Source organism: Sinomonas humi, from assembly GCF_000802235.1.
GTDB lineage: Bacteria > Actinomycetota > Actinomycetes > Actinomycetales > Micrococcaceae > Sinomonas > Sinomonas humi.
Genome location: NZ_JTDL01000056.1, coordinates 1 through 2,791, shown reverse-complemented (window position 1 = coordinate 2,791; position 2,791 = coordinate 1). Strand labels below are relative to the sequence as shown.

Below are 2,791 nucleotides of genomic sequence, written 5' to 3'. Positions count from 1 at the left end.
CTCGACGAGGCCGCGCAGGCGGTCCTCGCCGCCGCCCGGGCTTTCGCTGCGGCAGGCTGACGGGTGGGCCTCGGACACCAACTGGCAACGGCCACTGCAGACGCCCGGGTATGGCGCATCGGCTTCCGCCCGGAGCCGTGGGCGTGGAGCGGCTGGGAATGGGCGACCGACGGCAGGTTCCCTGGTCGGTGGGACGACCTGCATGGGAACTTCCGTACCGTCTACGCTGGCTCCAGCCTTCACGCGTGCCTTCTCGAACTGCTCGCAGGGTTCCGTCGCGACGCTCGGCTCGCCGCTGAGCTGGACGAGATCGCTGAGGAGGACGAAGACAGGATTTTGCACCCCACTGTGGCCGCTGCAAAGGTGCCGCGGGAATGGCTCGACGCCCGCAGCGCAACCTCGGCCGATCTCGCCGGGACCTACTGCGCTGTGACGGACTCCCGCTCGGTCGCGGCGCTGTACCCGCATTTCATCGGTCTCGCCCTCAGCCTCGGCCTGGCGGACTTCGACGCCGCAGCGCTGAAGGACGCCCGGCCGCGGCAGCTCACCCAGGCCGTGGCCGCATGGCTCTATGAGACCACCGATGCCGATGGCGTTACGTTCACATCCCGCCATGGCGACGACCTCCGCCTGTGGGCAGTTTTCGAACGGCCAGGCGACCCTCCCGTCAGTCCCAAGCTCCGGCATGTCAGATCTGAAGAGCTCCACCATGACAGCGCCGCGATCAAAGCTATCTTCCAGATACTCGGTCTGGCCTGGAAAGCCGAGTAAGCCTCCCCCAGGCCTACTCCGCGCAGCGCCACCTCGACCTGTCGTGAGCGCACTCGTCGCGCTAGCCGGCAACACGGTCGAGGTTGACAAGTTGTGGGTCGATACGTGGTGCGGGGACGTCCGCTGGGCCGCGGAACGATAGCGGTGTGGGCCTTCGCCGGTTCCGATAAGTCGCAGTCGACTTGCATCTTGAGACCGCAGCCCTTGTGACTAGGCATGTTCGCCATTGGTCCGCGAATCCGCATCCGACACCTTGGCCGGCGGTGACTCTAGCCGCTCAGGACGCGTATCTTCGAGGCATGTGCAGGAACATCCACACGCTTCACAACTTCGAACCCGCCGCGACTTCAGAGGAAGTCCACGCTGCGGCCTTGCAGTACGTGCGCAAGATCGCCGGCAGCACCAAACCTTCGAAGGCGAACCAGGACGCATTCGATCACGCCGTCGCCGAAATCGCCCACATCACCGCACACCTGCTCGACGATCTGGTGGCGACAGCCCCGCCGAAGAACCGCGAAGAGGAAGCCGCGAAGGCGCGCGCCCGGGCGGCCCGCTCAGGACGCTACGCCACGACCTAGTTCTAGTCGCGGGTCCTACAAACCCTGAGCGAGCGTCGCACGATACCCGCTTAGAGGTCCCTGTTGTATCAGCCCAGAAAGTGGGAAAACAATTCTCATGGCGGAAGCGAGTGGCATACGGCGAGCGTTCAGCAGGAAGGCCGCGGAGGCCGCGTTGTTCATTTCTGCAGAGGCTCTGCGGATATCACTGCTGGTGTCGTCTCGTCCGGCTGCTCTGCTGATCCGCTGGTCATTCCGCAGAGATGGCCGACGTCGGGCCGAGGCGCTAGTCGGCCCCGCCGCCCGTGCAACTACCGTCCTGCGGGATCTTCGCTATGGTCCGGAATCAGACATGCTGCTGGACCTCATCCGACCCAAGGAGAGCTCAGACCCGACGCCCCTGGTTCTCTGGATCCACGGCGGAGCGTTCGTAGGCGGTTCGAAAGAAGAACTTTCAGGCTACTTCCAGATGATCGCCGCGCAAGGCTACACCGTCGCGGCGCCCCGATACTCTCTCGCGCCCAAGCACCACTACCCCACTCCCCTGCGCCAGATCGGAGAAGCCCTGGCGTTCCTTGAAGGCAATGCCGCGAGGCTTCGCCTCGACCCGGACCGGATCGTGATCGCAGGTGATTCCGCAGGCGCTCACATAGCTGCCCAGATCGCCACTCTGGTCAGCACTCCCGGCTATTCCCGACTGGTCGGGGTACCGGCCCCCCTGGATCGCCAGCGATTGCTAGGCCTCATCCTCGCATGCGGCCCATACGACCTCTCTCTTGCCGACGACACCGACACGCCAGCTGATGCCGTTCTGATCAAGACATCGCTGTGGGCCTACTCCGGCAAACGGAAATTCATGGACGAGGTATCCCTCGCCCCGTGGTCGATCACGAACTATCTCACTCCTGGATTCCCCCCTACCCTCATTACCGTCGGAAATGCCGACCCTCTCCGCGCTCATTCGGAAAGGCTTGCAGAAGCATTGAGCAAGGTCGGCTTAGAACCGGAGACGGTCTTCTGGCCCGACATGGATCCGCCGCTCGGCCACGAGTACCAATTCCTGCTCGACACCGAGCCAGCCCAAGTATTCCTTGGGAGAATGCTGGCCTTCCTCGCAGAAAAGACCGGCGCTACGGACGCGCAGCTTCTTTCGGGAACCGGTGAGGGCGAAGAGCAGGATCTCCCATGACGCGATGGCCGCCCCTTTCGTAGGGGCGGCCACCGTCGGCGGTCCTGAAAGCCTTCAGGGTCTGGCTTCCGACGTCTGTTTTACGGGTGGGTGATGGTGATTGTTCCGTTGATGTCGGTGATCTTGCCGCCCTGGTAGTTCTGGGCTGTGCCGCCGGGGACGGTGTAGACCTCGCTGGTGGGGTAGCCCAGGACGCCGCGTTCGAACCCGGTGGACTGCCAGGCGGCCCGGATCGGGCCGTAGGACTCGTGGGTGCCCGAGGCCGGGGAGGACA

General features: G+C 64.5%; 4 protein-coding genes. 3 read left to right on the top strand and 1 reads right to left on the bottom strand.

Features of this window, described 5'->3' with window-relative positions; genetic code table 11:
- Positions 1-63 precede the first annotated feature (63 nt).
- The 3 genes from LK10_RS04285 (at position 64) to LK10_RS04275 (ending at position 2,517) form a co-directional block, all read left to right on the top strand.
- Positions 64-771, top strand: a complete 708-nt coding sequence (locus LK10_RS04285; RefSeq protein ID WP_052206945.1) for an RES domain-containing protein — start codon at positions 64-66, stop codon at positions 769-771.
- A 299-nt stretch (positions 772-1,070) separates the two neighbouring features.
- Entirely contained in the window at positions 1,071-1,349 is a 279-nt protein-coding gene (locus LK10_RS04280) for a DUF2277 domain-containing protein (RefSeq protein WP_043120436.1), read from the top strand.
- A 331-nt stretch (positions 1,350-1,680) separates the two neighbouring features.
- Positions 1,681-2,517, top strand: a complete 837-nt coding sequence (locus LK10_RS04275) for an alpha/beta hydrolase (RefSeq protein ID WP_052206944.1) — start codon at positions 1,681-1,683, stop codon at positions 2,515-2,517.
- 80 nt (positions 2,518-2,597) lie between these two features.
- Here the strand turns inward: LK10_RS04275 and LK10_RS04270 are convergent.
- A partial coding sequence (locus LK10_RS04270) for an LGFP repeat-containing protein (protein WP_043120435.1) occupies positions 2,598-2,791 on the bottom strand: 194 nt, incomplete at its 5' end.